Origin of the sequence: Flavobacterium rhamnosi, from assembly GCF_048286515.1 — a bacterium.
In the GTDB taxonomy this organism is placed as follows: domain Bacteria; phylum Bacteroidota; class Bacteroidia; order Flavobacteriales; family Flavobacteriaceae; genus Flavobacterium.
The window spans coordinates 74861-96746 of record NZ_JBLVPS010000002.1 but is presented as its reverse complement, the minus strand read 5'-3'; the positions used below and the strand labels follow the sequence as shown (position 1 = coordinate 96746).

The following is a 21886-nucleotide window of genomic DNA, read 5'->3' as shown; positions in this document are numbered from 1 at the left end:
CGTTTTTTTAGAATGTTAATTTAAGGCTAGCTCCATAAGTTCTTTGTGAAGGATTAGCTCCAAACTCACCTTGTTCACTTAATAATCCATCTCCAAAAGTTGACAATTCTGGATCAACATAAGGATTTTCGTTTGGTGTCCATAAAGCTAAATTTTTGCCGTATACACTGAACGAAGCATTAGATAATCCCATTTTTTTAATAATTGTAAAAGGAACAGTGTAAGTTAAAGAAACATCTCTTAATCTTACAAATGTTTTGTCTATTACATGCGTTTGTTCTATACCAGGATTGTTACCAGGATTGTAAAAATCTGTTACAGACTCTAAGCTAATAGCATTTGTGTTTTCTGCGTAACCGGTAACTGTACCATCTGTACCTACTATTTCAACTACAGAGTTTGGTACGATAAATGTATTTCTGTCATTGTAAGCAGTTTCGATTCCATTTCCTGTAAAATGAGAAAGTCTTTTAGTGTATGAATACATATCACCACCTTGTTTCCAATCGATTCCAAAAGATAGCGCTAAATTTTTATAAGACACTTTATTTTTAAAACCCATTACGAAATCTCTTTGTGAAGTACCAACTTTTTGTTCGTCATCGGTAACTTTGTAGTATCCATTAGCATCTACAATAAATTGTCCTAAGTCATTAGTTCTAGGTACAAAAGTACTAAATACACCTAAAGGTTGTCCTACTACTGCGTTAAATGATACTCCGTAATTTGTTGCAAGTTGTATTTTGCTAACATCTCCAACGATATCAGTAACTTCTGATTCATTTTTAGTAAATGTAGTTGTGAAATCCCATTGGAAATTGTCAGTTTTTACAGGAATCACATTCAATACTAACTCTATACCTTTGTTGTTCACATCAAGTAGGTTTGTTGTTTGAGAAGTAAATCCAGTAGATGTTGCTACAGGTCTTCCGAATAATAAACCTTCAGTAGTTTTGTTGTAGTAAGATGCATCAAGGTTAACTCTCTTTGCAAATAAATTAGTTTCAAAACCGAATTCAAATTCATTTGTTCTTTCTGGTTTAAGTGATGAGTTACCTAAGTTACCAGCATATTCATAACCATTAACCCCACCAATAGGAAGAATAATGTTACCGAAACCTAATCCTGCATTTCCTTGAACCAACGCTGATTCTGTTTGATATGATCCAGTGTCATTTCCTATTTCAGCATAACCAGCTCTTAATTTTAAGAAATAGTTAGGAGTGTCCACAACAATTCCACTGATGTTTACTGAAGGGTAGAAATAAGAATTGGCTCCTTGAGGTAAAGTAGAAGTCCAGTCATTTCTTCCTGTCAAAGTTAAGAAAAGTACGTTTTTGTATGATGTTTCAACAGAAGCAAACACACCAAAAGATTTTCTTAAAAAGTCATTTTGAAAAACAGCTGGTTTGATAGAAGAGTTAGATAGTTCGTAGAAATTAGGGATATCTAAATTAGTAATTTGACCAGTTAACGAAGATCCTTTTCTTTCATTTGAGTTGAAACCTAAAAGTGCATTTAAGTTAAAGTCTTCAGTAATGTTAGTGTTGTAATTTAAGTTTAAATTTGTGTCAAATTCAGCATTTTCATTTGTCTGTTCTGTCACCCCTCCAACTACTGCATTCGCAGCTGCATTGGCTTGTGCAGATCCAGGTTCGAATGATACTACAGCACCGTAAGATTTGATTTTTTCTGTTCTGTAATCTCCACCAGCCTGGTAGCTAGCAGTTAATTTATCAGTTATTTTGTAAGATAAATTTACGTTACCAAAGAAACGATTTCCGTCAATTTTTGTAGCATTTTCGTATACAGACCAATATGGGTTATTTGTATATGGTGAAAAATAATTACTATTGTTGTTGTATGGATTGTTTTTGTAATCTTCTAAATCAACAACACTCACGTCTCTAGGGATTTGTAGTAATTCCTGAGTTAATGTGTTTCCTTCTCCAGCATCAGCACCTTGACCAGTGTTTACTGCATTTTGATCTTTTTTAATGTAGTTAAAATTAGCTTTAACACTTAATTTTTCACCAGTAATACCTCCGTTAATACCAAGAGCTTTTCTGTTATAAGAATCTGCTCCGGAAGGAATGATACCATCTGAGTTTACATCAGAGAAGTTTAAAGAGAAGTTTGAATTTTCTCCACCACCACTAATTCTTACGCTATTGGTAAATGTGCTTCCAATTTCGAAGAAATCTTGGATGTTGTTTGCAAGCCCTACGTAAGGTTTGATTTGCTGTGCATTATTAAGGATTGCTCCCCAAGGTCTAACTTCACCGTTGAATGCTGGTCCCCATGAACCATTTTCATTACTGGCGTTGTTTGGACTACCTGCCCAGTTTGACCATGAAAGTCCTGCCCATCCTTGTCCAAATTCATTTTGTAAATGAGGAACTCTTGCTACTTCTGAAAAATCTGTAGAATGAAGTAATTCTACTGAAATTTTAGCTTTGTTTTTTGCAGATTTAGTTGTAATCAAGATTACTCCGTTTGCAGCTCTAGATCCGTATAGTGCTGAAGCGGCAGCACCTTTTAATATCGACATACTTTCAATATTATTAGGGTCTAAATCACTAACACCGTTACCAGCATCAAAACTTCTAGTGTTTCCAGTACCACCATTACTACTATTGTTGATAGGAGTACCATCAACAACATATAAAGGACTACTGTTAGAAAGTGAATTAAATCCTCTAATAATTACTTTTGAGGATGCTCCAACTTGAGCAGGAGCGGTAATATCAACACCTGCAACTTTTCCAGATAATGATTCAAATACGTTAACGTTAGTAACTTCGGTAAGTTCTTTTGCACCTACATTAGCCGTAGCATAACCTAACGATCTTTTTTGTTTTTTAATACCAAAAGCGGTAACCACTACACCTTCTAATTGAACTGAATCATCTTTCAGTTTAACGTTTACTACTGTAGAACTAGCTGACACTTCTTGGGTTTTCATCCCAATGTAGCTAAAAATCAAGACTTGGCTTGACGTTGCTTTGATAGAGTATTTCCCATCAAAATCAGTTTGTGTTCCAGATTTAGTTCCTTTCACTAATACACTCACACCTGGTAAAGGTAATCCTGCATTGTCAGAAACAGTTCCTGAAACAGCTCTTTCTTGCGCAAAAGTTAGTTGCGCCACAAGTACTACTAATAGTACTAAGAATCCATTGAACTTTAGTTTCATTTTTAAATATTTTGAATTAGTGAGACAAAAATCTTAATAATTTGTTAACTTTCCTAACATTTGAAATGATTTTTTATGCACGCATTCAAAATTTAACATTATAACATATGTGAATAATAGTGTTATAAAAATTTAAATTTTGGTTTTTTGTACTTCCGTTAGCGAGCGCTAATTTTAGCAGTCCGTTTTTTGTTTGGACTCCCAGTCCCAGTCCTAGTCCTATTAGGCTTGTTTTTTGATTGTTTTCGTTGACAATTGTCGGGTCTTTGTATATGCCATAATCTATTATGGAATGAATGTACAAACTTGGAGAAAGTGCGTATCGATATTCTGTTAAAACTGTTGTTAAAAAGTTTGCTTGTAGGTTATTTTCTTCAAATCCTCGTATCGAATTGAAACCTCCAAAACGAAACAGCTCATTTATTATGTAAGTATCGCTTTGTAAAAAATAATTTTGGCTTTTTATATTGATGCTGTTTTTTTTATTTAGATAGAAATTATGGGTGGCTTCCAGGTTGATGTAAAATTGTTTACCTGCTCTTGCTGTTTCGGATAAATTGTTTATGTCTCTTTTTCCGAAACCTATCGTAATGGAAAGAGCTGACTTTTTTGGGAATGTGAAATTGTCATTGTCGATTTTTGTGTATTCAAAATTCGAAGTCAGAAATGAATTTTTGTAATCGCTTAACTGAAAGCTGTTTGTGTTTTGGATGTCACTTGATTCGGTTGATTGGTAGCCTAAGTAAATGCGACTGTTGTACGTAATAAAGTAGCCTAGATCAATTCCTGTTTTTGTGTTTTGAAAGGTGCTGTCCTGTTTGAAAATTGTTAGGTTTGCTTTAAGGCCAATCGGGCTTTTGAATAGGTATGGTAATTCGATGCTGGTTTTAAATGTTTTTTGTTTGTTCCCATCACTTTTCCAATAGAGCGAAAATTGTTCTCCGACTCCTAAAGTGTTTTCCAGATTTACGTCTAAATAACCATTGAGTGCTATTTTCTTATTGTCATTGTTGGAAAAACCTATAAAGCCATCAAAAGTATTTGACTTTCTCTTTTCCAGATAAACATATATTTTTGTGCTGTCTGTTGTGAATAGAATTTCAGGATATTTTAGCTGGTTTACGAATCTGAATTTTTCGAATTCATTATGAACCTGTTTGATGATTCCCTGGTTAAAAGTTTTATTGCGGTATTTATGATTGATTTGGGCTATATGTCCTTTTGGAAATTTTGTTTTGCTGTCTTTCTCAGAATATCTGATTTCGATGGTATTTAATTTTCTTTTTTTGTCAGTGGTGAGTTCCAGATCGGCATAAAGTATTTGATTCCTATTTTGGATGTTTGTCAGTTTTAGTTTTGCTAAGGCATATCCCTGTTGTTCCAGTTTTAGTAAAGCGTTGTTTAAAAATGCTTCTGTTTCTTCGTATCGGATGATAATTGTGTCCTTTGTTTTTGTTGCTGGAATTAAATTAGTGAGTGGAATATTTCTACCTATATATATATGTATCTTTTTAATTCTGTTTCCTAGGCTAAATGTAGCGGTATAGCTGGAGTCTTTTGTTTTGATGTTGTTAAGGATTTTGTTTTCAATAAATCCTGTTTTAGAGAGCTTTTCTGCTGTCTTAGCTATTTCGTCACCGATTGATTTTGGGTTTTTGTGATTTGAATTATAGGTCAGTGAATCGATGATTTTTGTTTCAGAAGCGGTTTGTCCAATTATTTGTAACTTAAAATTTTGAGCAGAACAACTCATTCCGAATTTAAAAAAAAGAAAGAAAATTAGTAAAGGTTTCAAATGAATGGATGTTTTATTAAATGTAATGCAAATATCTATGGTTTGTGATAAAAATCAAACGGCAAAATAATCTTATTGAAAATTAATAGTTTAACGTTTGTAGAGTGAAAAATATTTTCTACATTTGCAACCCCGTAAAAAGCGGGAATTTAATATAATAAGAAATTTTTAGTATTAATTATGCCAACAATTCAACAATTAGTAAGAACAGGAAGAACTCAGATAACTAAGAAGAGTAAATCGGTTGCTTTAGATTCTTGTCCTCAAAGAAGAGGGGTTTGTACGCGTGTTTACACTACAACACCAAAAAAACCAAACTCTGCAATGCGTAAAGTAGCGCGTGTACGTTTGACAAATGGTAATGAAGTGAATGCTTACATCCCTGGTGAAGGACACAATTTACAAGAGCACTCGATAGTATTAGTTAGGGGTGGAAGGGTAAAAGATTTACCAGGAGTTAGATATCACATCGTTCGTGGTGCACTTGATACGTCAGGAGTAGCAGGAAGAACGCAAAGAAGATCTAAGTATGGTGCTAAACGCCCAAAAGAAGCAAAAAAGTAATTTAAAAGGTTAGTTCTTATTAGGGTGTGATTCTTCACAGCTGTATAGGTATGACATTTTATTAAAAAAAAGACATGAGAAAAAGAGCGGCAAAGAAAAGACCACTTTTACCAGATCCAAGGTTTAACGACCAATTGGTAACGCGTTTTGTGAATAACTTAATGTGGGACGGTAAAAAATCAACAGCTTTTAAAGTTTTTTATGATGCAATTGACATCATAGAATCAAAAAAGCAAGATGCAGAAAAACCATCATTAGAAATATGGAAAGATGCTTTAACTAACGTTATGCCTCACGTAGAAGTACGTAGTCGTAGAGTAGGTGGAGCTACATTTCAAATTCCAATGCAGATTCGTCCAGACAGAAAAATCTCTATGGCAATGAAGTGGTTAATACTTTATTCTAGAAGAAGAAATGAAAAATCTATGGCTCAAAGGTTAGCTTCTGAATGTTTAGCTGCGGCTAAAGAAGAAGGTGCTGCTGTTAAAAAGAGAATGGATACTCACAAAATGGCAGAAGCTAATAAAGCATTCTCTCACTTTAGATTTTAATTCATAAGAAATGGCTAGAGATCTAAAATACACAAGAAATATTGGAATTGCTGCTCACATTGATGCTGGTAAAACAACAACAACAGAGCGTATATTATTCTATACAGGTAAATCACATAAAATAGGTGAAGTACACGATGGTGCTGCAACTATGGACTGGATGGCGCAAGAGCAAGAAAGAGGTATAACAATTACTTCTGCTGCTACTACTTGTGAATGGAATTTCCCTACTACACAAGGAGTTCCTTTACCGGAAACATTACCGTATCACTTTAATATTATTGATACCCCAGGACACGTTGATTTTACTGTTGAAGTAAATCGTTCATTGCGTGTACTTGATGGGTTAGTTTTCTTGTTTAGTGCTGTTGATGGTGTTGAGCCACAATCAGAAACGAACTGGAGACTTGCAGATCAATATAGAGTACCGCGTATCGGATTCGTTAACAAAATGGACCGTCAGGGTTCTAACTTTTTGATGGTTTGTCAGCAAGTTAGAGATATGTTGAAATCTAATGCAGTTGCGATAACTTTGCCAATTGGTGAAGAAAACGACTTCAAAGGAGTGGTTGATTTAGTTAAGAATCAAGCTATTGTATGGCATGAAGAAGGTTTGGGTGCTACATATGATATTGTGCCTATTCCTGAAGATATGATTGCAGAAGTGAAAGAGTACAGATCGATTCTTATTGAGGCAGTTGCTGATTATGATGAGAATTTGTTGGAAAAATTCATGGAAGATGAAGACTCAATTACTGAGGAAGAAATCAACATTGCATTAAGAGCTGCTACTATGGATATGGCTATCATTCCTATGATTGCTGGTTCTTCTTTCAAAAACAAAGGAGTTCAATTCATGTTAGATGCAGTATGTAAGTATTTGCCATCTCCAATGGATAAAGAAGGTATCGAAGGGATTCATCCTGATGATGCTGAATTATTAGAAGAAGATCAAACTAAAATTTTGCGTAAGCCAGATGTTAAAGAGCCATTCGCTGCTTTAGCATTTAAAATTGCTACTGACCCATTCGTAGGTCGTTTAGCTTTCTTCCGTGCTTATTCAGGACGTTTAGATGCAGGTTCTTATGTTTTGAACACACGTTCAGGAAATAAAGAAAGAATCTCGCGTATATACCAAATGCACGCTAACAAACAAAACCCAATCGAGTATATCGAAGCAGGTGATATTGGGGCAGCAGTTGGATTTAAGGATATTAAAACTGGAGATACATTGTGTGATGAAAAACACCCAATTATTCTTGAGTCTATGAAATTTCCAGCACCGGTAATTGGTATCGCAATTGAGCCTAAAACTAAAGCTGACGTAGATAAAATGGGTATGGCTTTGGCTAAATTGGCTGAAGAAGATCCTACATTTACTGTTAGAACAGATGAGGCTTCAGGGCAAACTATTATATCAGGTATGGGTGAGCTTCACTTAGATATCCTTGTTGATAGAATGAAACGTGAATTCAAAGTTGAAGTAAACCAAGGTGAGCCTCAAGTTGAATATAAAGAAGCATTTACTAAATCTGCTCAACACAGAGAGACGTACAAGAAACAATCAGGTGGTCGTGGTAAATTCGGTGATATCGTATTTAGAATCGAGCCAGCAGATGTTGTAGACGGTAAGACTCCAGTTGGATTGCAGTTTATTAATGCAGTGAAAGGTGGTAACGTTCCTAAAGAATATATCCCTTCAGTTGAAAAAGGTTTCAGAGAAGCTATGAAAACAGGTCCTTTAGCAGGATACCAAGTTGATAGTTTGAAAGTGACTTTATTAGACGGATCTTTTCACCCTGTCGATTCAGATGCGCTTTCTTTTGAGTTAGCTGCTAGAATGGGTTACAGAGAGTCAGGTCGTGCTGCAGGTGCTGTTATTCTTGAGCCTATCATGAAAATGGAAGTTATTACACCAGAAGAAAACATGGGAGATATCGTAGGTGATATCAACCGTCGTAGAGGTCAGGTGAATGACATGGGTGACAGAAATGGTGCTAAAACTATTAAAGCAGATGTGCCATTATCAGAAATGTTTGGTTATGTTACTACTTTAAGAACTTTATCTTCAGGTCGTGCAACATCAACAATGGAATTTTCACACTACGCTGAAACTCCTTCGAATATTTCGGAAGCAGTTATCAAAAAAGCAAAAGGAAACGCTTAATCTTTAAGAAAATGAGTCAAAAAATCAGAATAAAACTAAAATCTTACGATCACATGTTAGTAGATAAGTCTGCTGAAAAGATTGTAAAAACTGTAAAAAGTACAGGTGCAGTAGTAACAGGACCGATCCCATTACCAACTCACAAAAAACTTTTCACTGTACTACGTTCTCCACACGTTAACAAAAAAGCGAGAGAGCAATTTGAAGTAATGTCATACAAGAGATTAATTGACATTTATTCATCTTCATCTAAAACTATTGATGCTTTAATGAAACTTGAATTGCCAAGTGGAGTTGAAGTTGAAATCAAAGTTTAAGTAGTTTAAGAGTAAAAAGGAACGCTGTTTTTAAGCGAAAAATATTTTTTTGGTTTGTGTGTAAATAAGTTATACTTTTGCACCACTAAAAAAAATAGGATTCGGTTAAAAGCTGCGTTCTATATTTATATTTAATAATTAATAATTAATAATTATGTCTGGGTTAATTGGTAAAAAAATCGGCATGACTAGCATTTTCGACGAGAACGGGAAGAATATTCCTTGTACAGTAATCGAAGCTGGACCATGCGTTGTTACCCAAGTCAGAACCAAAGGTGTTGACGGGTACGAAGCGTTGCAACTTGGTTTCGATGACAAAAACGAGAAACATTCCACAAAAGCGGCTTTAGGTCACTTTAAAAAAGCGGGAACTGTAGCTAAGAAAAAAGTCGTTGAATTCCGAGATTTCGCAACTGAACAAAATTTAGGAGATCTTATAGATGTTTCTATTTTTCAAGAAGGAGAATTTGTAGATGTACAAGGTGTATCTAAAGGTAAAGGTTTTCAAGGGGTTGTAAAACGTCACGGTTTTGGTGGTGTTGGTCAAGCAACTCACGGTCAACACAACCGTTTAAGAGCGCCAGGTTCTGTAGGAGCTTCTTCTTATCCATCTAGAGTATTCAAAGGAATGCGTATGGCTGGAAGAATGGGAGGAGACAATGTAAAAGTTCAAAACCTTAGAGTTTTAAAAGTAGTTGCTGAAAAGAACCTACTTGTTATTAAAGGATGTATTCCTGGATGTAACAACTCTTATGTAATCATTCAGAAGTAATGGAAGCAAAAGTATTAGATTTCAACGGAAAAGATACTGGAAGAAAAGTTCAACTTTCTGATTCAGTATTTGGTATAGAACCAAACAATCACGCAGTATACCTTGATGTTAAGCAATATCTTGCTAATCAAAGACAAGGAACGCACAAAGCTAAAGAAAGAGCTGAAGTTGCGGGAAGTACTCGTAAGATTAAAAAACAAAAAGGAACTGGTACTGCTCGTGCGGGTAGTGCAAAGAATCCATTGTTTAAAGGTGGTGGAACAGTTTTTGGACCAAGACCAAGAAGTTATTCATTCAAATTGAATAAAAGCTTGAAACGTTTGGCTAGAAAATCTGCTTTCTCAATTAAAGCAAAAGAGTCGAACATTATCGTTCTTGAAGACTTTAATTTTGAAACACCAAACACTAAAAATTTCATCAACGTTTTGAAAGCTTTAGAGTTACAGGATAAAAAATCCCTGTTTGTGTTGGGTGATACAAATAAAAATGTATATTTGTCGTCACGCAATTTAAAGGGCTCTAGCGTGGTAAGTAGCTTAGAATTAAGCACTTACGCTATATTAAACGCTAATAATTTAGTGCTTTTAGAGAGTTCTTTGGAGATAATTGAAGAAAATTTAAGTAAATAATAGGATATGAGCATCATAATTAAGCCTATAGTAACGGAAAAAGTAACCAAAGAAAGTGAAGTTTTAAACCGCTTCGGATTCGTTGTTGACAAAAAAGCAAACAAAGTGCAAATTAAGAAAGCTATTGAAGCTGCTTATGGAGTAACTATTTTGAGTGTTAACACGATGAACGTAAGACCGGATAGAACTACTAAATACACTAAAAGTGGTTTAATCAGTGGAAAGACTAATGCAATTAAAAAAGCAATTGTTCAAGTACAAGAAGGAGAAACAATTGATTTTTACAACAATATCTAAGATAGAAAAATGTCAGTAAGAAAATTAAAACCTATTACCCCAGGTCAGCGATTTAGAGTTGTGAATGGTTATGACGCCATTACAACTGATAAGCCGGAACGCTCTTTGATAGCGCCGATAAAAAACTCTGGTGGTAGAAATAGTCAAGGAAAGATGACCATGCGTTATACGGGTGGTGGTCACAAGCAGAGATATCGTATCATTGATTTTAAACGTACTAAAGAAGGAATTCCTGCTACGGTTAAATCAATTGAATATGATCCAAATCGTACTGCATTTATCGCTTTGTTAGCGTATGCTGATGGAGAGAAAACGTATGTTATTGCTCAAAACGGATTGAAAGTTGGTCAGAAATTAGTTTCTGGTCCAGAATCTCAACCTGAAATTGGTAATACTTTACCTTTAAGTAGAGTTCCACTAGGAACTGTAATTTCTTGTATCGAATTGAGACCAGGTCAGGGAGCTGTAATCGCTCGTTCTGCTGGAACATTTGCTCAATTAATGGCAAGAGATGGAAAATATGCTACAATCAAAATGCCTTCTGGGGAAACAAGATTAATCTTGTTGACTTGTTCGGCTACAATTGGAGCGGTTTCTAATTCAGACCACCAATTAGTTGTATCTGGTAAAGCAGGTAGAACAAGATGGTTAGGAAGAAGACCTAGAACAAGACCTGTTGCAATGAACCCTGTCGATCACCCAATGGGTGGTGGTGAAGGACGTTCTTCTGGTGGACATCCACGTTCAAGAAATGGAATACCAGCTAAAGGTTATAGAACTCGTTCTAAGAAAAACCCGAGTAACAAGTATATCGTAGAACGTAGAAAGAAATAATAAGATATGGCACGTTCATTAAAAAAAGGACCTTTCGTTCATTATAAGTTAGACAAGAAAGTTCAGGAAAACATTGCAGGTGGAAATAAAGGAGTTGTTAAGACATGGTCTAGAGCTTCTATGATTACTCCGGACTTTGTTGGACAAACTATCGCAGTTCATAACGGTCGTCAATTTGTACCAGTTTACGTAACAGAAAACATGGTAGGTCACAAATTAGGAGAATTTTCACCAACTAGATCTTTTAGAGGTCATGCTGGAGCAAAAAATAAAGGTAAAAAATAAGAAGCAATGGGAGTTCGTAAAAGAGAAACAGCAGATGCAAGAAAAGAGGCTAACAAGTCATTGGCTTTTGCAAAGTTAAATAACTGCCCTACTTCACCTAGAAAAATGCGCTTAGTAGCAGATCTAGTAAGAGGTCAGAAGGTAGAAAGAGCACTTAACATCTTAAGATTCAGTTCTAAAGAAGCTTCAAGAAAATTAGAAAAATTGGTTTTATCTGTTATTGCCAACTGGCAAGCAAAAAACCCTGAAGCTAATATGGAAGAAGCTGGTTTATTTGTTAAGGAAATCCGTGTTGATGGTGGAATGATGTTGAAAAGACTTCGTCCAGCACCACAAGGAAGAGCACACAGAATAAGAAAACGTTCTAATCACGTAACAATCGTGCTTGGGGCTATCAATAACACACAAAGCAATTCTTAAGCAGCATGGGACAAAAGACAAATCCAATTGGAAATAGACTTGGTATCATCAGAGGATGGGACTCAAACTGGTATGGTGGAAATGATTACGGTGATAAACTTGCCGAAGATCACAAAATCAGAAAGTATATCCATGCTCGTTTATCAAAAGCTAGTGTATCGAAAGTAATCATCGAGAGAACTTTAAAACTTGTAACCGTTACTATCACTACAGCCAGACCTGGTATCATTATCGGAAAAGGTGGACAAGAGGTAGACAAGTTAAAAGAAGAACTTAAGAAAATTACTGACAAAGAGGTTCAAATTAACATCTTTGAAATCAAAAGACCTGAGCTTGACGCTTATCTAGTTGCGACTAGTATCTGTCGTCAAATCGAAAGCAGAATTTCTTACAGACGTGCCATTAAAATGGCTATCGCAGCCTCTATGCGTATGAACGCTGAAGGAATTAAAGTTCTGATTTCTGGTCGTTTGAATGGTGCTGAAATGGCACGTTCAGAAGGTTTCAAAGAAGGTAGAATTCCTCTATCAACTTTCAGAGCTGACATTGATTATGCTTTGGCTGAAGCTCATACTACTTATGGTAGAATGGGAATCAAAGTATGGATCATGAAAGGTGAAGTTTATGGAAAGAGAGATCTTTCTCCACTTGCCGGAATGGACAAAAAACAATCTGGTGCTGGTGGTAAAGGTGGCGATTCTCCAAGAGGAGATAGAAAGCCTTTTAATAAAGGTGGAAAACCAGACGCTCGTAAACGAAAGTAAATTTTTAAACTAAAGAAAAATGTTACAGCCTAAAAGAACAAAATACCGTAAGGTACAAAAAGGTAAAATGAAAGGAAATTCTCAAAGAGGACATGAACTTTCTAATGGAATGTTTGGTATTAAATCTGTACATGAAGATGGAATGTTCTTAACGTCTCGTCAAATCGAAGCTGCGCGTATTGCTGCAACTCGTTTTATGAAAAGAGAAGGACAATTATGGATCAAAATATTTCCAGACAAACCAATTACTAAGAAACCTCTTGAGGTACGTATGGGTAAAGGTAAAGGAGCAGTTGAGTATTGGGCTGCCGTTGTTAAACCCGGAAGAATTATGTTTGAAGTTGGAGGAGTACCTTTGTCAGTTGCAAAAGAGGCGTTACGTCTTGCAGCTCAAAAGCTTCCAGTAAAAACTAAATTCGTTGTTGCTAGAGATTTCGAAGCATAATTAATTATATATTATGAAACAATCAGAAATAAAAGATCTTTCTGCAGCGGAGTTGCAAGAAAAACTTAGCCAGACTAAGAAGGCATATGCCGACCTAAAAATGGCTCACGCTATTTCTCCAATTGAGAACCCACTTCAAATTAGAAGTGTAAGAAGAACAGTTGCAAGATTAGCTACAGAACTTACTAAAAGAGAGTTACAATAACTGTATTCTGCTGAAAGATGGAAGAAAAAAGAAATTTAAGAAAAGAAAGAGTTGGTGTTGTTACTTCGGACAAAATGGATAAATCTATTGTTGTTGCAGAAGTGCGTAAAGTTAAACACCCGTTATACGGTAAGTTCGTGTTGAAAACTAAAAAGTATCACGCACACGACGAAAAGAACGACTGTAACATTGGAGATACTGTAAGGATTAGCGAAACGCGTCCTATGAGTAAAACAAAATGTTGGAGGTTAGTTGAAATCCTAGAAAGAGCTAAATAATTATGGTACAGCAAGAATCAAGACTAAAAGTAGCAGATAACACTGGAGCAAAGGAAGTTTTAACTATCCGTGTTTTAGGAGGTACCAAAAGAAGGTATGCCTCTGTTGGTGACAAGATTGTAGTTTCTATCAAAGATACTGCTCCTAACGGAAGCGTTAAAAAAGGAGCTGTTTCAACTGCAGTTGTTGTACGTACCAAAAAAGAAGTAAGAAGAGCCGATGGTTCATACATTAGATTTGATGACAACGCATGTGTGTTATTGAATGCTGCTGGTGAAATGAGAGGAACTCGTGTTTTTGGTCCGGTAGCAAGAGAACTTCGTGAAAAACAATTCATGAAAATTGTATCATTAGCACCAGAAGTGCTTTAATTCGTTTTTAAGATGATAAAGCTAAAAATAAAATCAGGTGACATCGTAAGAGTAATTGCTGGAGACCATAAAGGTGCTGAAGGTAAAGTATTACGTGTTTACCGTGAGAAAAACAAAGCGATTGTTGAAGGTGTAAACATGGTTTCGAAACATACGAAGCCTAGTGCAAAAAGCCCTCAAGGTGGTATCGTAAAGAAAGAAGCTTCTATACAGATATCTAATATTTCTTTAATTGATCCTAAAACTAAGGAAACAACTAGAGTTGGTATTAGAGTAGAAGGAGATAAGAAAGTAAGATTTTCAAAAAAATCTAATCAAGTACTATAGTAATGGCGTATATACCTAGACTAAAAGAAGAATATAAGAGCAGAGTAATTGCTGCTCTTAAAGAGGAATTCGGATACGTAAACGTAATGCAAGTTCCAAAATTGGAAAAAATCGTTTTAAGTAAAGGAGTTGGTGCAGCTGTATCTGATAAAAAACTTATTGACTATGCAGTTGATGAGTTAACAAAGATCACTGGACAGAAAGCAGTATCTACTATTTCAAAGAAAGACGTTGCGTCATTCAAATTGAGAAAAGGGATGCCTATTGGAGCAAAAGTTACTTTGCGTGGAGAAAGAATGTATGAGTTTTTAGATAGACTTATTACTTCAGCTTTACCACGTGTAAGAGATTTCAGTGGTATTAAAGCTACTGGATTTGACGGAAGAGGAAATTACAACCTTGGAGTTTTGGAGCAAATCATTTTCCCAGAAATTGATATTGACAAAGTAAACAAAATTTCAGGAATGGATATCTCTTTTGTAACTAGTGCAAAAACAGATAAAGAAGCAAAGTCTCTATTGACAGAATTAGGATTACCTTTTAAAAAGAATTAAGACATGGCTAAAGAATCAATGAAAGCCCGCGAGGTTAAGAGAGAAAAAACAGTAGCAAAGTATGCTGAGAAAAGAAAAGCTTTGTTAGAAGCTGGAGATTTCGTAGGTTTGCAAAAGTTACCAAAAAATGCTTCACCAGTTCGTTTGCACAATCGTTGTAAATTAACAGGTAGACCAAGAGGGTATATGCGTCAATTCGGTCTTTCACGTGTTACATTTCGTGAAATGGCAAATAACGGATTGATACCTGGTGTTAAAAAAGCATCTTGGTAAGACGTAATTTATTGCGTCTTGATACAGACTTAACTTACGTTTTGTCTGTATCATAAACATTTATAAATTGGTTTCAGGTTCGGCAAATAGTTTGTTGAAAACCAAAACCGCAAATTAATACACATGTATACAGATCCTATTGCTGATTATTTGACAAGAGTTCGTAACGCTGTGGCTGCAAACCACAAAGTTGTTGAAATTCCTGCATCTAATCTAAAAAAAGAAATAACTAAGATCTTATTTGATCAAGGTTATATCTTGAGTTACAAATTTGAAGACAACGCTGTTCAGGGTTCAATCAAAATCGCTTTGAAGTATGATAAAGATACTAAAGAGTCAGTAATTAAAGATATCCAGAGAATTAGTAAACCAGGTTTACGTAAATATTCAAGTTCTTCAACTATTCCTAGAATCCTTAACGGATTAGGAATTGCTATTGTTTCTACATCAAAAGGTTTGATGACAGGAAAGAAAGCCAGACAGTTAAATGTTGGTGGTGAAGTAATTTGTTACGTATACTAATTTAAAGACTATATAAGATGTCAAGAATAGGTAAAAGTCCGGTTGTAATCCCTGCTGGTGTAACTGTTGAAGTTGCAAATGGTATTATTACAGTAAAAGGAAAAAATGGTCAACTAACTCAGGAGTTTTCGGACGTTACTGTTACAGTTGAAGACGGTCAAGTTCAAGTAGAAAGATCGTCTGATCACAAAGACCAAAGAGCAAAACACGGTTTGTATAGATCTTTAATCAATAACATGATTATCGGTGTAACAGAAGGTTTTACTAAGTCATTAGAATTGGTAGGAGTTGGTTATAGAGCTTCAAATCAAGGACAAAAATTAGATTTAGCACTTGGTTACTCTCACAATATAGTTTTAGAAATTGCTCCAGAAGTAACTTTGGAAACAATATCTGAAAAAGGTAAAAACCCTATCGTGAAATTAACATCATTTGACAAACAACTTTTAGGTCAGGTAGCTGCGAAAATCAGAGGTTTCCGTAAGCCTGAGCCGTATAAAGGAAAAGGTGTTAAATTTGTAGGTGAAGTATTAAGAAGAAAAGCAGGTAAATCAGCTTAAAAAATAAGATTATGTCATTAACAAAACCTGAAAGAAGACAACGAATTAGATTCAGAATTAGAAAAACAATTAGTGGTACTGCTACTAATCCAAGACTATCTGTATTTAGAAGTAACAAAGAAATTTACGCTCAACTTATTGATGATGTAAACGGAGTTACTATATTGGCGGCTTCTTCAAGAGAAAAAGAAATAGGTAACGGTACGAACATTGAAGTTGCTACAGCAGTTGGAAAACTAGTTGCTGAAAAAGCTTTAAAAGCTGGGATAGACGTAGTAACTTTCGATAGAGGAGGTTATTTATATCACGGTCGTATTAAATCATTAGCGGAAGGCGCAAGAGCGGCTGGACTTAAATTCTAATATAGTATGTCTAATAGTAAATACAAGAATGTAGAGTTAGTAAAACCAAGTGGTCTTGAATTAAAAGATCGTTTGGTAAGTGTAAATCGTGTTACTAAGGTTACAAAGGGTGGTAGAGCTTTCGGTTTTTCTGCTATTGTAGTTGTAGGTGATGAAAATGGAGTGGTTGGACATGGATTAGGAAAATCTAAAGACGTTTCTGAAGCAATTGCGAAAGCAGTAGAAGATGCTAAGAAAAATTTAGTAAAAATTCCTTTGAATGGTCAGTCAGTTCCTCACGAACAAAAAGGTAAATTTGGTGGTGCACGTGTTTTCTTAATTCCTGCCTCTCATGGTACAGGAGTTATTGCTGGTGGAGCTGTTCGTTCAGTTCTTGAATCAGTAGGAATTCATGATGTATTATCTAAATCACAAGGATCATCAAATCCTCACAACGTAGTTAAGGCAACTTTTGATGCTTTATTGCAAATGAGAAGTGCTTATACTGTTGCAAAACAAAGAGGCGTTTCTTTAGAAAAAGTTTTTAAAGGTTAATTCAAGGAAATTATGGCTAAATTATTAGTAAAACAAGTTAGAAGCAAAATCAACTGTCCTCTTACTCAAAAGAGAGGATTAGAAGCTTTAGGTCTACGTAAAATGGGACAAGTTGTAGAGCATGATTCAAACCCTACAATCCTTGGGATGATAAATAAAGTTAAACACTTAGTTTCTGTTGAAGAAACTAAATAACAAATACTGTTATGAATTTAAGTAACTTACAACCTGCTGAAGGTTCTACACACAATCAAAATAAAAGATTAGGTAGAGGAGAAGGTTCTGGAAAAGGTGGTACTTCTGCAAGAGGTCACAAAGGAGCAAAATCTCGTTCTGGTTATTCTAAAAAGATTGGTTTTGAAGGTGGTCAAATGCCACTTCAAAGACGTGTGCCTAAGTTTGGTTTTACAAACATCAATCGTAAAGAATACGAAGGTGTAAACCTTGATACGCTTCAATTGTTGGTAGACAATGGTGTGATAACTGATGCTGTTGATATGACAGTTTACGTTGCTAACCGTTTGGCTACTAAAAACGAAATCGTTAAGATTTTAGGAAGAGGAGAGTTGACAGCAAAATTAAAGGTAACCGCTCACAAATTTACTGCTACTGCAAAAGCTGCTATTGAAGCTGCTGGTGGAGAAGCTGTAACAATATAATTTTTCTATTAAGATGAAGAAATTTATTGAATCATTAAGTAATGTTTGGAAAATTGAGGAACTGAAAAATAGAATTCTAATCACTTTAGGATTGCTTTTAGTATATCGTTTTGGAGCTCAAGTAACTCTTCCAGGTATTGATGCAACACAATTAGGGAATTTAGCCGGCCAGACTAAGGATGGAATCGGTTCTATTCTTGACATGTTTACCGGAGGTGCATTTTCTCAAGCTTCAGTTTTTGCTTTGGGTATTATGCCTTACATTTCTGCATCAATCGTTGTTCAGTTAATGGGAATTGCAATACCTTATTTGCAGAAACTTCAAAGTGATGGAGAAAGTGGTCGAAAAAAGATTAATCAAATTACTCGTTGGTTAACAATAGGTATTACTTTAGTTCAAGGACCAACTTATATCTATAATCTTTATAGAACATTACCTAGTAATGCTTTTTTATTGGGATTTAATTCATTTGAATTCTTATTTTCTTCAGTAATTATTTTAGTTACAGGTACAATTTTTGCCATGTGGTTAGGAGAAAAAATCACTGATAAAGGAATCGGAAACGGTATCTCATTATTGATTATGGTAGGTATATTAGCTCGATTTCCACAAGCTTTTATTCAAGAATTTACGACCCGTGTGACTAATAATAACGGAGGGCCAATGTTATTGGTTATCGAAGTTATTATCTGGTTATTGGTTATTATTGCTTGTGTATTATTAGTAATGGCAGTCCGCAAAATACCTGTTCAGTACGCTCGTCGTACAACTTCAGGTGATTACGAACAAGATGTTATGGGTGGTAATAGACAATGGATTCCATTAAAGCTTAATGCTTCTGGGGTTATGCCTATTATATTTGCTCAGGCAATTATGTTTATACCTGCTGCTGTAGCAGGGTTGTCAAAATCAGATGCATCACAATCTATTGTTGGCGCTTTTAGTAATATGTTCGGTTTTTGGTATAATTTTGTTTTCGCAACTTTAATAATTGTGTTTACTTTCTTTTATACCGCGATTACTGTTCCTACTAACAAAATGTCTGATGATTTAAAAAGAAGCGGTGGTTTCATACCTGGGGTTAGACCTGGAGTTGAAACTTCTGATTATCTTGATAAAGTGATGTCTTTAATAACTTTCCCAGGATCTTTATTTCTTGCTTTAATCGCTGTGTTCCCAGCAATTGTTGTAAGCGTTATGGATGTTCAACAATCTTGGGCAATGTTTTTTGGAGGGACCTCATTAATTATTATGGTTGGAGTTGCCATAGACACGATGCAGCAAATCAATTCATATTTGTTAAATAGACATTATGATGGTTTAATGAAGACTGGTAAAAATAGAAAAGCAGTAGCTTAACTTATGGCAAAACAATCAGCAATAGAACAAGACGGTTCGATCATTGAAGCATTATCAAATGCAATGTTCCGTGTAGAGTTAGAAAATGGACATATTGTAATCGCACATATATCTGGAAAAATGCGTATGCATTACATCAAATTATTACCTGGTGATAAAGTGAAACTAGAAATGAGCCCTTACGATTTGTCAAAAGCAAGAATTACTTATAGATATTAAAGGATATTCAAAATGAAAGTTAGAGCTTCAGTAAAAAAGAGAAGTCCCGAGTGCAAAATTGTGCGAAGAAAAGGGAGATTGTACGTAATAAACAAAAAGAATCCTAGATTTAAACAAAGACAAGGATAGTTATGGCAAGAATAGCAGGGGTAGATATCCCAAAAAATAAGAGAGGTGTTATAGCACTTACCTATATCTTCGGATTAGGAAGAAGTAGAGCTATTGAGATTTTAGAAAAAGCTCAAGTTAGCCAAGATAAAAAAGTTCAAGACTGGAATGATGATGAGATCGGAGCAATTCGTGAAGCAGTATCAACTTTCAAAATTGAAGGAGAATTACGTTCTGAAGTTTCTTTAAACATCAAACGTTTAATGGATATTGGATGTTATAGAGGTATCCGTCATAGATCTGGTCTTCCATTAAGAGGACAAAGAACTAAAAACAACTCTAGAACAAGAAAAGGTAAGAGAAAAACTGTTGCCAACAAGAAAAAAGCAACTAAATAATAAGTAATATGGCTAAAGCAACTGCAAAAAAACGTAAAGTTATCGTTGAATCAACGGGAGAAGCTCATATTTCTGCTACTTTTAACAATATCATCATTTCTTTGACTAACAAAAAAGGTGAAGTTATTTCTTGGTCTTCAGCTGGTAAAATGGGTTTTAGAGGTTCTAAAAAGAACACTCCATACGCAGCCCAAATGGCAGCAGAAGATTGTAGTAAAGTAGCTCTTGAAGCTGGACTTAAAAAAGTAAAGGTTTATGTTAAAGGACCAGGAAACGGACGTGAGTCTGCTATCCGTTCTTTGCATAACGGTGGAATTGAAGTAACAGAGATTATCGATGTAACTCCAATGCCTCACAACGGATGTCGTCCTCCTAAAAGACGTAGAGTTTAATACTCAAAAATTTATATAGTATAACATAGGTAGAATATAGATTATCGGAGGATATGACCTGAATTCATAATCTCTACCTTAAATTTTTTAAAATGGCAAGATATACTGGTCCAAAAACCAAAATCGCTCGTAAATTTGGCGAGGCAATTTTCGGAGACGATAAAGCTTTCGAAAAAAGAAATTACCCACCTGGACAACACGGGATGGCTAAAAAAAGAGGAAAAAAGTCTGAATATGCTGTCCAGTTAATGGAAAAGCAAAAAGCTAAATATTCTTACGGAATATTAGAAAAACAATTCAGAAACTTATTCGAAAAAGCATCAGCTACTAAAGGAGTTACTGGTGAAGTATTATTACAATTGTGTGAAGCAAGATTAGACAACGTAGTTTTTAGAATGGGTATCGCTCCTTCTAGAAGAGGTGCTCGTCAAATCGTTTCTCACAGACACGTGACTGTAAACGGTGATGTGGTTAATATTCCTTCTTACCACCTTAAGCCTGGTGATAAAGTTGCTGTTCGTGAAAAATCTAAATCTTTAGAAGCTATCGAACGTTCTTTATCTAATTCAAGTCATGTTTATGAATGGATTACTTGGAATAATGATATCAAAGAAGGTACTTTCGTTTCTGTACCTGCGAGACTTCAAATCCCAGAAAACATTAAAGAACAATTAATCGTAGAGTTGTACAACAAATAATAATTGACTTAGTCGAAATTTATGGCAATATTTAATTTTCAGAAGCCCGATAAAGTTATCATGATCGATTCAACCGATTTTGAAGGTAAATTTGAATTTAGACCTTTAGAACCTGGATACGGATTGACCGTTGGTAATGCACTTAGAAGAGTTTTGCTTTCAGCATTAGAAGGTTATGCAATTACATCTGTTCGCATTGAAGGTGTAGATCATGAGTTTTCTACTATTTCAGGAGTTGTTGAAGACGTTACCGAAATTATTCTTAATCTTAAACAAGTACGTTTTAAACGTCAAATTGAAGATATAGATAATGAATCAGTTACTATTTCTGTTTCAGGTAAAGATCAATTAACAGCTGGTGATTTTCAAAAATTTATTTCAGGTTTCCAAGTTTTGAATCCAGAACTGGTTATCTGTAATTTGGACAGTAAAATCAAACTTAATTTCGATTTAACTATCGAAAAAGGTAGAGGATATGTTCCTGCTGAAGAGAACAAAAAACAGAATGCTGCAATTGGAACTATTTTTACAGATTCAATTTTTACTCCGGTAAAAAATGTAAAATATGCGATTGAAAACTTCCGTGTTGAGCAAAAAACAGATTATGAAAAATTGGTTTTTGAAATAAAAACTGACGGATCTATTAATCCAAAAGATGCCCTTACTGAAGCTGCAAAAGTTTTAATTCACCATTTCATGTTATTCTCTGACGAAAGAATTACTCTCGAGGCTGACGAAATTGCACAAACAGAATCGTATGATGAAGAGTCATTACATATGAGACAATTGCTTAAAACTAAGCTTGTTGATATGGATCTTTCTGTAAGAGCATTAAATTGTTTGAAAGCGGCTGAAGTTGATACACTTGGTGACTTAGTATCGTTCAATAAAAATGACCTAATGAAATTCCGTAATTTCGGTAAAAAATCTTTAACTGAACTTGATGAGCTTGTTGCAGTTAAAAATTTAAACTTCGGTATGGATTTAGCAAAATACAAACTAGATAAAGAATAATCTAATCTGCCTTGGC

General features: G+C 35.1%; 33 protein-coding genes. 31 read left to right on the top strand and 2 right to left on the bottom strand.

The window, feature by feature from the left end; translation table 11 throughout:
- Positions 1 to 7: 7 nt before the first annotated feature.
- Both ACNQGN_RS02005 and ACNQGN_RS02000 read right to left on the bottom strand, forming a co-directional pair.
- On the bottom strand, positions 8 to 3196 hold the full coding sequence (locus tag ACNQGN_RS02005) for a SusC/RagA family TonB-linked outer membrane protein (RefSeq protein WP_417986182.1): 3189 nt from the start codon (positions 3194 to 3196) through the stop codon (positions 8 to 10).
- 85 nt (positions 3197 to 3281) lie between these two features.
- The gene (locus tag ACNQGN_RS02000; RefSeq protein WP_417986181.1) at positions 3282 to 4991 is read right to left on the bottom strand and encodes a BamA/TamA family outer membrane protein; all 1710 of its coding nucleotides are present in this window, start codon (positions 4989 to 4991) and stop codon (positions 3282 to 3284) included.
- A 180-nt stretch (positions 4992 to 5171) separates the two neighbouring features.
- On the opposite strand from ACNQGN_RS02000, the gene rpsL reads away from it, so the two are divergent.
- From rpsL to ACNQGN_RS01845, 31 genes are all read left to right on the top strand, one after another.
- Positions 5172 to 5555, top strand: coding sequence for a 30S ribosomal protein S12 (gene rpsL, locus ACNQGN_RS01995; protein WP_007136570.1), 384 nt, complete (start codon positions 5172 to 5174; stop codon positions 5553 to 5555).
- Positions 5556 to 5629: 74 nt separating this feature from the next.
- Positions 5630 to 6106, top strand: a complete 477-nt coding sequence (gene rpsG, locus ACNQGN_RS01990) for a 30S ribosomal protein S7 (protein ID WP_035668130.1) — start codon at positions 5630 to 5632, stop codon at positions 6104 to 6106.
- Positions 6107 to 6116: 10 nt separating this feature from the next.
- The gene (fusA, locus tag ACNQGN_RS01985; protein ID WP_417986180.1) at positions 6117 to 8273 is read left to right on the top strand and encodes an elongation factor G; all 2157 of its coding nucleotides are present in this window, start codon (positions 6117 to 6119) and stop codon (positions 8271 to 8273) included.
- A gap of 11 nt (positions 8274 to 8284) precedes the next feature.
- Complete coding sequence (gene rpsJ / locus ACNQGN_RS01980) at positions 8285 to 8590, top strand: 30S ribosomal protein S10 (RefSeq protein WP_011963470.1); 306 nt, start codon at positions 8285 to 8287, stop codon at positions 8588 to 8590.
- A gap of 154 nt (positions 8591 to 8744) precedes the next feature.
- Positions 8745 to 9362 (top strand): 50S ribosomal protein L3, encoded by a 618-nt coding sequence (gene rplC, locus ACNQGN_RS01975; protein WP_417964652.1) that lies wholly within the window; start codon positions 8745 to 8747, stop codon positions 9360 to 9362.
- Positions 9362 to 9991: a 50S ribosomal protein L4 gene (rplD, locus tag ACNQGN_RS01970; protein WP_143387620.1), complete on the top strand. Its 630-nt coding sequence runs from the start codon at positions 9362 to 9364 to the stop codon at positions 9989 to 9991. The genes rplC and rplD overlap by 1 nt, the downstream gene beginning before the upstream one ends.
- 6 nt (positions 9992 to 9997) lie before the next feature.
- Positions 9998 to 10288 (top strand): 50S ribosomal protein L23, encoded by a 291-nt coding sequence (rplW, locus tag ACNQGN_RS01965; protein WP_066081040.1) that lies wholly within the window; start codon positions 9998 to 10000, stop codon positions 10286 to 10288.
- Between the two features lie 9 nt (positions 10289 to 10297).
- Entirely contained in the window at positions 10298 to 11122 is an 825-nt protein-coding gene (rplB, locus tag ACNQGN_RS01960; protein WP_035668122.1) for a 50S ribosomal protein L2, read from the top strand.
- A 6-nt stretch (positions 11123 to 11128) separates the two neighbouring features.
- A complete protein-coding gene (gene rpsS / locus ACNQGN_RS01955) occupies positions 11129 to 11407 on the top strand; it encodes a 30S ribosomal protein S19 (protein ID WP_007136562.1) in 279 nt (92 codons plus the stop codon).
- Positions 11408 to 11413: 6 nt separating this feature from the next.
- Entirely contained in the window at positions 11414 to 11827 is a 414-nt protein-coding gene (gene rplV / locus ACNQGN_RS01950) for a 50S ribosomal protein L22 (protein WP_035668120.1), read from the top strand.
- Positions 11828 to 11832: 5 nt separating this feature from the next.
- The gene (rpsC, locus tag ACNQGN_RS01945) at positions 11833 to 12591 is read left to right on the top strand and encodes a 30S ribosomal protein S3 (RefSeq protein ID WP_035668118.1); all 759 of its coding nucleotides are present in this window, start codon (positions 11833 to 11835) and stop codon (positions 12589 to 12591) included.
- A 19-nt stretch (positions 12592 to 12610) separates the two neighbouring features.
- Positions 12611 to 13036 carry a 50S ribosomal protein L16 gene (gene rplP / locus ACNQGN_RS01940; protein ID WP_007803637.1) on the top strand — a complete coding sequence of 142 codons (426 nt, stop codon included), beginning with the start codon at positions 12611 to 12613 and terminating at the stop codon, positions 13034 to 13036.
- 13 nt (positions 13037 to 13049) lie between these two features.
- The gene (gene rpmC, locus ACNQGN_RS01935; protein ID WP_035668115.1) at positions 13050 to 13241 is read left to right on the top strand and encodes a 50S ribosomal protein L29; all 192 of its coding nucleotides are present in this window, start codon (positions 13050 to 13052) and stop codon (positions 13239 to 13241) included.
- 17 nt (positions 13242 to 13258) lie between these two features.
- Positions 13259 to 13519, top strand: a complete 261-nt coding sequence (rpsQ, locus tag ACNQGN_RS01930; RefSeq protein WP_039110222.1) for a 30S ribosomal protein S17 — start codon at positions 13259 to 13261, stop codon at positions 13517 to 13519.
- Positions 13520 to 13521: 2 nt separating this feature from the next.
- The gene (gene rplN / locus ACNQGN_RS01925) at positions 13522 to 13890 is read left to right on the top strand and encodes a 50S ribosomal protein L14 (RefSeq protein WP_026717863.1); all 369 of its coding nucleotides are present in this window, start codon (positions 13522 to 13524) and stop codon (positions 13888 to 13890) included.
- A 12-nt stretch (positions 13891 to 13902) separates the two neighbouring features.
- A complete protein-coding gene (gene rplX, locus ACNQGN_RS01920; protein ID WP_035668111.1) occupies positions 13903 to 14217 on the top strand; it encodes a 50S ribosomal protein L24 in 315 nt (104 codons plus the stop codon).
- 2 nt (positions 14218 to 14219) lie between these two features.
- On the top strand, positions 14220 to 14771 hold the full coding sequence (gene rplE, locus ACNQGN_RS01915; RefSeq protein WP_091173704.1) for a 50S ribosomal protein L5: 552 nt from the start codon (positions 14220 to 14222) through the stop codon (positions 14769 to 14771).
- 3 nt (positions 14772 to 14774) lie between these two features.
- The gene (gene rpsN / locus ACNQGN_RS01910; protein WP_007136553.1) at positions 14775 to 15044 is read left to right on the top strand and encodes a 30S ribosomal protein S14; all 270 of its coding nucleotides are present in this window, start codon (positions 14775 to 14777) and stop codon (positions 15042 to 15044) included.
- Positions 15045 to 15167: 123 nt separating this feature from the next.
- Complete coding sequence (rpsH, locus tag ACNQGN_RS01905) at positions 15168 to 15566, top strand: 30S ribosomal protein S8 (protein ID WP_035668108.1); 399 nt, start codon at positions 15168 to 15170, stop codon at positions 15564 to 15566.
- Between the two features lie 17 nt (positions 15567 to 15583).
- Complete coding sequence (gene rplF, locus ACNQGN_RS01900; RefSeq protein ID WP_417986179.1) at positions 15584 to 16126, top strand: 50S ribosomal protein L6; 543 nt, start codon at positions 15584 to 15586, stop codon at positions 16124 to 16126.
- Between the two features lie 11 nt (positions 16127 to 16137).
- Complete coding sequence (rplR, locus tag ACNQGN_RS01895) at positions 16138 to 16488, top strand: 50S ribosomal protein L18 (protein ID WP_113636694.1); 351 nt, start codon at positions 16138 to 16140, stop codon at positions 16486 to 16488.
- A 6-nt stretch (positions 16489 to 16494) separates the two neighbouring features.
- Positions 16495 to 17022 carry a 30S ribosomal protein S5 gene (rpsE, locus tag ACNQGN_RS01890; protein ID WP_035668102.1) on the top strand — a complete coding sequence of 176 codons (528 nt, stop codon included), beginning with the start codon at positions 16495 to 16497 and terminating at the stop codon, positions 17020 to 17022.
- Between the two features lie 12 nt (positions 17023 to 17034).
- The gene (rpmD, locus tag ACNQGN_RS01885; protein WP_035668100.1) at positions 17035 to 17217 is read left to right on the top strand and encodes a 50S ribosomal protein L30; all 183 of its coding nucleotides are present in this window, start codon (positions 17035 to 17037) and stop codon (positions 17215 to 17217) included.
- A gap of 11 nt (positions 17218 to 17228) precedes the next feature.
- Positions 17229 to 17681 carry a 50S ribosomal protein L15 gene (gene rplO, locus ACNQGN_RS01880; RefSeq protein ID WP_416842887.1) on the top strand — a complete coding sequence of 151 codons (453 nt, stop codon included), beginning with the start codon at positions 17229 to 17231 and terminating at the stop codon, positions 17679 to 17681.
- Positions 17682 to 17694: 13 nt separating this feature from the next.
- Positions 17695 to 19041 carry a preprotein translocase subunit SecY gene (gene secY / locus ACNQGN_RS01875; protein ID WP_417986178.1) on the top strand — a complete coding sequence of 449 codons (1347 nt, stop codon included), beginning with the start codon at positions 17695 to 17697 and terminating at the stop codon, positions 19039 to 19041.
- A 3-nt stretch (positions 19042 to 19044) separates the two neighbouring features.
- Complete coding sequence (infA, locus tag ACNQGN_RS01870; protein WP_007136545.1) at positions 19045 to 19260, top strand: translation initiation factor IF-1; 216 nt, start codon at positions 19045 to 19047, stop codon at positions 19258 to 19260.
- A gap of 12 nt (positions 19261 to 19272) precedes the next feature.
- Entirely contained in the window at positions 19273 to 19389 is a 117-nt protein-coding gene (gene ykgO / locus ACNQGN_RS01865; protein ID WP_008992256.1) for a type B 50S ribosomal protein L36, read from the top strand.
- Positions 19390 to 19391: 2 nt separating this feature from the next.
- Positions 19392 to 19766 (top strand): 30S ribosomal protein S13, encoded by a 375-nt coding sequence (rpsM, locus tag ACNQGN_RS01860; RefSeq protein WP_143387617.1) that lies wholly within the window; start codon positions 19392 to 19394, stop codon positions 19764 to 19766.
- Positions 19767 to 19774: 8 nt separating this feature from the next.
- Entirely contained in the window at positions 19775 to 20158 is a 384-nt protein-coding gene (rpsK, locus tag ACNQGN_RS01855; RefSeq protein WP_024981527.1) for a 30S ribosomal protein S11, read from the top strand.
- A 92-nt stretch (positions 20159 to 20250) separates the two neighbouring features.
- Positions 20251 to 20856, top strand: a complete 606-nt coding sequence (gene rpsD, locus ACNQGN_RS01850; protein ID WP_417986177.1) for a 30S ribosomal protein S4 — start codon at positions 20251 to 20253, stop codon at positions 20854 to 20856.
- A 21-nt stretch (positions 20857 to 20877) separates the two neighbouring features.
- Positions 20878 to 21870 carry a DNA-directed RNA polymerase subunit alpha gene (locus ACNQGN_RS01845; RefSeq protein ID WP_039110214.1) on the top strand — a complete coding sequence of 331 codons (993 nt, stop codon included), beginning with the start codon at positions 20878 to 20880 and terminating at the stop codon, positions 21868 to 21870.
- Positions 21871 to 21886: the final 16 nt, after the last annotated feature.